Source organism: Streptosporangium sp. NPDC005286 (assembly GCF_040607515.1).
GTDB lineage: Bacteria > Actinomycetota > Actinomycetes > Streptosporangiales > Streptosporangiaceae > Streptosporangium.
In genome coordinates this window covers 22,900-29,810 of record NZ_JBEXGU010000118.1, presented here as the reverse complement: position 1 = coordinate 29,810, position 6,911 = coordinate 22,900, and the positions used below count along the sequence as shown (strand labels likewise).

The following is a 6,911-nucleotide window of genomic DNA, read 5'->3' as shown; positions in this document are numbered from 1 at the left end:
GACGGGCCCCCGGTGAGTTGCTCTCCGCCGACCTGACCGCCCTGATCGAGGGCTCGGTGCGGAGCATGGTCGCGGGAGCCTCGGTCGACGGCGACTAGCGGATCCGGGTGCGCACCGCCGGTGGTGAGACCCACCACTGGTCGCTGACCTTCTCCCCGATCCACGACGACAAGGGCGCATTGCGCGCGATCTGCCTGGTCGGCGTCGACATCACCGACAGCAGGCAGGTTGAGGAGGATCTCAGGCGCAGCGAGGAGCGATACCGCTCGCTGGTCGAGGCCCAGTCCCAGCTGGTCTGGATCACCGCGCCCAACGGCGTCGTGGAGGAGGACGCGCCGCAGTGGCGGGCCATCACCGGCCAGGGGCTGGAGGAGTACCTGACCCACGGCTGGCTGGAGGCCGTCCACCCGGACGACCGCCCGCACACCGAGGAGGCCTGGCGTGAGGCGCTGCGCGGCCGGATCATGTTCGAGTGGAGCTACCGGGTCCGCACCCGGGCCAGCGGCTACCGGCACTTCGAGGTGCGCGCCGTCCCGATCATCCGGCACAACCGGGTCGTCGAATGGGTGGGGGCCAACACCGATGTCACCCCGCAGCGCGAGGCCGAGGAGATGCGGGGCCGCCTGACCGATCAGCTCGGCGCCGCGGCCCTGCGGACCGCGCGCCTGCAGGGCGCCACGGCGCTGCTCGCCGAGGCGCTCACCGTCGAGCAGGTGGTCCAGGTCATCATCGACGTGGGTCGTACGGCGCTGGCCGCCGACCGGTCGGCGGTGGCGCTGCTCGACGTCGACCGGGCCGCGCTGAAGCTGGTCAACAGCGGTGGCATCCCCGACGTTCCGGGCGCGCCCGGCGAGGAGATCCCGCTGTCGCACTCCAGCGTGATGACCATGGCGGTCAACAGCCGGCGCCCGGTCTTCGCCGAGTCGCCGGACAGCCTGCGGTCCCAACTGGTCGACGCGGGCGGCGATGACGACAGCATCACCGGTTTCATCGCCCACAGTGACGAGCGGGCCTGGGTGGGCCTGCCGCTGCTGGCCGCGGGTCGCGCGCTCGGGGCACTGAGATTCTCCTTCACCCGCCCGCAGAAGATCTCCCAGGAGGACGGGGTGTTCCTGGAGGCGCTCGCCGGGCAGTGCGCCCTCGCCGTGGAGCGGGCCACCCTGTTCGAGCGCGAGCACCGCACCGCCGAGACGCTCCAGCGCAGCCTGCTGCCCGATCGCCTGCCGGTGGTCAGGGGGCTGGTACTGGCCCAGCGGTTCCGCTCGGGAAGCCGCCATGTGCAGGTCGGCGGTGACTGGTACGACGCGTTCGTGCTCCAGGACGGCCGGGTCGCGGCGGTGGTCGGCGACGTCATGGGCAAGGGTGTCAAGGCCGCGGCGGGGATGGGCCGCATCCGCAACGCCATGCGGGCCCTGGCGTTGACCAACCCGCCGCCCGCGGCGGTCCTCACCGGCCTCGACCGGGTCTTCGAGGCGACCGAGGAGGAGGAGCAGGTCACGACCCTCGCCTACATGGTCGTCGAGCCCGGCACCGGAGAGGGCACGCTGGCGCTGGCCGGTCACCCGCCGCCCCTGCTGGTCTCCCCTGAGGGCGTGCCGATACTGTGTGACGGCGAGCCGGGCACCCCGCTGGGCTGGCCCACGAGTCGCAGGCAGTTCAGGTTCTGTGTCCCGCCGGGCCACACCGCCGTCCTGTATTCGGATGGTCTGGTGGAGAACCGGAAGCGTGGTCTTGATGCCGGACTCGCTGATCTTTGCTCTGTTGTGACCGAAGCGCCGGCTGAAGTGGTCGGAAGCCCTCACATGTTGCTAGATTTCCTTGTCGACCGGATGTTGTCTGGATATGAGCAGGATGACGACGTCACAGTGCTCGCGATTCACGTTCCCGCCGCCACGAAGAGTGACTGAATGAAACAGTCATAACGGTTGCTTTCGGGTATCGGTGCCTCGCTTCCGTACGCACTACTCTCTTGGTCGGCCTAGGGTGGAGGGCAACCGCCAGGAGGCGGCCGTATGGATCACGGTGTCATGCCACAATGCTGGACAGGTGCGTCGCGGTTCGCGCGGCCTCGCTAACCACAACTAGAGGTAGAAGTGCCCCTAGTTGGGCATCTGGATCCATTCTCGTCTCGCTTTCCTTCGAGAGGTGTTCGTGTCGCCTGCAAGTTCGACTCGCTCGAAGCCATCCGAGCTGAACGAGCCCGTCATTCAGCAGCTGATGGAGCGGGGGCGCTCGCAGGGGTTCCTCGAGTCCGAGGATGTCCGCAAGGCCGTCGAGGAAGCGGACATTCCGATGGCGCAGGTCGCTGGAATCCTGCGAAGCCTCAGCAAAGAGGGCATTACCGTACGGCTGACTGCCGAGGACTCCGCGGCTCCCAAGAAGTCCCGCACTCCGGCCAAGCGCCGCACTGCCCCGGCCGCGCCCGCCGCCGTCAAGAAGACCAAGACCGCCGCGGCGGCCAAGGAGCAGCCGGAGACCGTCACCGCGGTCGTCGGCGGTTCTGAGCCCGCGGCAGCGGCCAAGAAGCCCGCTCCCGCGGCCAAGAGGCCCGCGGCGCCGGCCAAGAAGGTCGCCCCGGCTGCCAAGAAGCCGGTTCCGGCCCCGCCGAAGAAGGCCGGTCCCGAGGTAGCCGCTCCGGCTCCCGCGTCCGAGTCGAAGTCGCTCGCCGGCGATGACGACGAGGTCCTCGAGCTCGAGGACGTCGAGCTCGAGGACTTCGACCTGGAGGCCGTCGCCGAGGTCGAGGTCGAGGTCGAGGTGGAAGCCGAGGCCGAGGAGGAGCCCAAGGCCGAGGCCATCGAGGTCAACGAGGACGAGGTCCTCATCCTCTCCGATGACGACGATGACGCCCCGGTGCCGCAGGTCGCCGCCGCCGGCGCCACCGCCGACCCGGTCAAGGACTACCTCAAGCAGATCGGCAAGGTCCCCCTGCTCAACGCGGAGCAGGAGGTCGAGCTCGCCAAGCGGATCGAGGCCGGTCTGTTCGCCGAGGAGCAGCTGGGAACCGACGGCGAGAGGCTCCCGGTCGACGTCCGCGCCGAGCTGGAGTGGATCGCCGAGGACGGCCGCCGGGCCAAGAACCACCTGTTGGAGGCCAACCTCCGCCTCGTGGTCTCGCTGGCCAAGCGCTACACCGGCCGCGGCATGCTCTTCCTGGACCTGATCCAGGAGGGCAACCTGGGCCTGATCCGCGCGGTGGAGAAGTTCGACTACACCAAGGGCTACAAGTTCTCCACCTACGCCACGTGGTGGATCCGGCAGGCGATCACCCGAGCCATGGCCGACCAGGCGCGGACCATCCGCATTCCGGTCCACATGGTCGAAGTGATCAACAAGCTGGCCCGCGTCCAGCGGCAGATGCTTCAGGACCTGGGGCGCGAGCCCACTCCCGAGGAGTTGGCCCGCGAGCTCGACATGACCCCCGAGAAGGTCGTCGAGGTCCAGAAGTACGGTCGCGAGCCGATCTCCCTGCACACCCCGCTGGGTGAGGAGGGGGACAGCGAGTTCGGTGACCTCATCGAGGACTCCGAGGCCATCGTTCCCGCCGACGCGGTCAGCTTCACGCTCCTGCAGGAGCAGCTCCACTCCGTTCTGGACACGCTGTCCGAGCGCGAGGCGGGCGTGGTCTCGATGCGTTTCGGCCTGACCGACGGCCAGCCGAAGACGCTGGACGAGATCGGCAAGGTTTACGGGGTGACGCGCGAGCGCATCCGGCAGATCGAGTCCAAGACCATGTCCAAGCTCCGCCACCCGTCCCGGTCGCAGGTCCTGCGTGACTACCTAGACTGAGGCTTTCTGACAGGGGGCCCGCACTGTCCGGTGCGGGCCCCACGTCATTAACGCCGGTGTAATAGGCCGGTAGCACGGGGTGTGAAACGAACTTCTAGGCTCCCGCCTCATGGGTGTGGCCGAAGTTGACAGGATTCGCGCCCGGAGGCTGCGGGTGATCGTCGATCGTCCGTGGGCGGACGTGATGCTCGACGACGCGGTCGCCGCGGTGCGCCGGAGGGTGTTCGAGAGCGGTACGTTCACGCTCGGCGCGGCCCGTGGCGATCCGGAGAGACGCGCGCTCAGGGTCGAGGCGCTGGCCAGGGCGGCCGTCGGCCACAGTGGCGCCATTGAGACGCTGGCGCTCCATGACCGGGCCAACCCCGACCTGTGGCTCTGGCTCGGGCGTACCCGCATCGAGGAAGCCTGGACGATCAAGCCGGATGTCAAGGCCCGGGCCGTGCAGGCGCAGCGTCTGCAGGCGTTCCAGGCGGCGATGGAGAGAGCCAGGCAGCCGCTTTTCACCGCGGCGGCGCTCGTGCCGTCCGATCCGGTGCCCTGGGAGTCGATCATGTGGCTCTATCTCGGCCTCGACCGGCCGCGCCAGGAGAAGGACGCGGTCTGGTTCGAAACCGTTCGCCGTTATCCGACGCTGTTCCCGGCCAATGTGGCCAGGCTCATGACGTTGTCACCGGCCTGGGGCGGCAGTGCCCAGGAGATGCTGGAGTTCGCCAGGCAGGCCGTGTCGCGGGCGCCCGACGGGGACCCGATGGCGGCCCTGCTGCCGCTGGCGCACTTCGAACAGGTGGCCGCCGAGCGGTCCCCGATGTCGCGCGGAGGCTGGTTCTCGGACGGGGCGCTGCGCGAGATCGTCTCGCACGCGGGCCGCTGGCTGGGCGGCGACAGCCATCCACGGTCGATAGAGGCGCACAACCTGTTCGGGGCCGCCTTCTACCTGGCAGACCTGCGCAGGCCCGCGCGTGGGCACCTGACGCGTACCGGGGGCAGGGTCAGCCGGTTGCCGTGGTCCTATCTGGGTGATCCCGCTCAGCAGTTCGAGCGGGCCTGCGGGCGGCTCCGCCTTGTCCCGGCGTGAGCGGGGCGCGAGACGTGCACGCCGGATCACGCGTGCCGCCCGGTCCTGCCATGAGGCTATAAGGGAAATGTGGTGAATATCACACCGTTACGTTGAGTATCCATGACTGCCTCCCCCTGGGAGGTGGACAGAGAGTGACGGAGTGCCCAAGGTGGTCCAGGACCTTCGTGAGCTCCTCGGGGCTCTGTGGATCGACGCCCCCCTCCAGCAGCGAGCGGGCTATGACGCCGCGAGTGGCCTTCGCCATGTGGCTGACGACTTTCCCCTCCTTGAGCACCCGCACCGCCACCGCCCTGCCACCCGGCTGCCACGCCGTCGCGTAGGTGCCCGAGCGCAGATCAACCACCAGACCGGGCTCGGCGTCGAGCAGCGGGGTGACCGATCGGCGCCAGAAGGCGCCAAGACCGCCGAGCGGCGGCAGTCGCACCCCCATCGACAGCCGGTACGGGGGTATGCGGTCGCCGATCCGTAGCAGGCCCCAGAGGCCGGAGAAGATCAGCAGACTCTCCGAGGCCCGCGCCGCGGCCTCGGGGGAGAGCGAGGCCAGGTGAAGGTTGTCGTAGAGCACGCCGGTGTACAGGTCGGCCGCGGCCAGCGTGGGCGCGGTGCGCAGCAGCAGGTTCTTGCCGATCTCGCCTGCCTGTCCTGGCGACAGCCCGAGCACCTCCCGTGCGGCGGGACCCTCGCACAGGACGGTGAGCACGTCCAGGACGCGCTGCCTGGACGGGGTGAGGGCGGGGAAACTCAGCCGGGGCAGGTCGAGGGCGGGGCCGTCACCCAGCGCGGCCTTTCCCTCGGACGGAGGCAGCAGAATCAGCACACTCACCGAGCGTAGTGCGGCGACCGAGGGGTTAGGATCCTGCAGCATGATCGATGAGGTCTTCGACCGGCTGGTCGACCAGGCCTGGCCGGCGATTCACCGGGTGGACGCGGGGGGTTGGATCCTGCGCGCGGCGGACGGGGTGACCAAGCGGGCCAACTCCGTGCTGCCGCTGGGTGAGCCGGGGGATCTGGAAGCGGGCGTCGAGGCGGCGGAGAAGTTCTATGCCGACCGGGGCCTGCCCTGCGTCTTCTCGGTGGGAGGTGGCGCCACGCCCGGCCTGGACGCGTTACTGCACGCGCGTGGCTATCGGGTGGTCGATCCAACGCTGGTCATGACGGTGAGCCTGGTGCCCGAGGCGCCCTGGAACGGCATCGGCGCGTCGCAGGAAGAGGTCGATCTCGCCGAAGCGCCCTCGCGGGCATGGCTGGACGCCTGGTGGGGCGTGGACGGGAGGTCCGGTGGCGACGGTCTGGCGACGGCCGTGCGGATCCTCACCGGTGTGCCCGCCACATACGCCTCGCTCGGTGAGGAGGCCGTGGGGCGGGGTGTGGTTCAGGGGGAGTGGTTCGGGATCTACTCCATGGCCGTGGTGCCGCACGCGCGGCGCAAGGGCCACGGGCGGAAGGTGTTACGCGCCCTGCTCACACATGCGCGAGAGCAGGGCACGCAGCGGGCATATTTAGTAATGGTGGAGTCGAACACGGTGGCCAGGGCGCTCTACGAGCGCCACGGCTTCACAGTGGCGGGCCGATATCACTATCGGGTCCGCTGATGGCTCCATCCGTCTGGTTACCGTTCGTCGTTGCCTGCCGTTGCCGGAGCGTCACTGAGACGCGCAGACTCGTCCTGGATGTTGGCACCCTTGTCTCTCAGCACGGCTACGTGCTGACGCCCGTGGTGGGCGCAGAACAGCAGCTCCCCACCTACGGGCAGGGTCGCGCGGATGTAGGCCTGGGCGCCGCACCGGTCACAGCGGTCCGCAGCGGTCAGCTGCTTGGCGGGGGCGAGGGTTCCAGTCACGTATCGCCTTTCAGGTCATCCCCTGAGGTGGAGGATCTGGCGTCAGTCACTTGAGAGAACATCTAACCCGATACGAACGTTCCCAACCGACCCCCTGCTACGCCCAGAGCGGAAAGCGGCCGAAAGTAACGATGATCACGCTGGATGTAACGCCGTTGTCCACCGGATGGCAAGCTTGTACGCGTCGCGGCGGGAAGAACGGTA

General features: G+C 68.9%; 6 protein-coding genes. 4 read left to right on the top strand and 2 right to left on the bottom strand.

Going from position 1 to position 6,911, the window contains the following annotated elements:
* Positions 1-107: 107 nt before the first annotated feature.
* From ABZU75_RS32365 to ABZU75_RS32355, 3 genes are all read left to right on the top strand, one after another.
* On the top strand, positions 108-1,907 hold the full coding sequence (locus ABZU75_RS32365; protein WP_355562509.1) for a SpoIIE family protein phosphatase: 1,800 nt from the start codon (positions 108-110) through the stop codon (positions 1,905-1,907).
* Positions 1,908-2,151: 244 nt separating this feature from the next.
* Entirely contained in the window at positions 2,152-3,789 is a 1,638-nt protein-coding gene (locus tag ABZU75_RS32360; RefSeq protein WP_355562506.1) for an RNA polymerase sigma factor, read from the top strand.
* A 109-nt stretch (positions 3,790-3,898) separates the two neighbouring features.
* Positions 3,899-4,864, top strand: a complete 966-nt coding sequence (locus ABZU75_RS32355; protein WP_355562502.1) for a hypothetical protein — start codon at positions 3,899-3,901, stop codon at positions 4,862-4,864.
* A gap of 79 nt (positions 4,865-4,943) precedes the next feature.
* Here ABZU75_RS32355 and ABZU75_RS32350 read toward each other — a convergent pair whose 3' ends face one another.
* A complete protein-coding gene (locus tag ABZU75_RS32350; RefSeq protein WP_355562515.1) occupies positions 4,944-5,684 on the bottom strand; it encodes a peroxide stress protein YaaA in 741 nt (246 codons plus the stop codon).
* Positions 5,685-5,730: 46 nt separating this feature from the next.
* On the opposite strand from ABZU75_RS32350, the gene ABZU75_RS32345 reads away from it, so the two are divergent.
* Complete coding sequence (locus ABZU75_RS32345) at positions 5,731-6,459, top strand: GNAT family N-acetyltransferase (protein WP_355562499.1); 729 nt, start codon at positions 5,731-5,733, stop codon at positions 6,457-6,459.
* Between the two features lie 17 nt (positions 6,460-6,476).
* Here ABZU75_RS32345 and ABZU75_RS32340 read toward each other — a convergent pair whose 3' ends face one another.
* The gene (locus tag ABZU75_RS32340; RefSeq protein WP_030920243.1) at positions 6,477-6,707 is read right to left on the bottom strand and encodes a hypothetical protein; all 231 of its coding nucleotides are present in this window, start codon (positions 6,705-6,707) and stop codon (positions 6,477-6,479) included.
* Between the last annotated feature and the right edge of the window lie 204 nt (positions 6,708-6,911).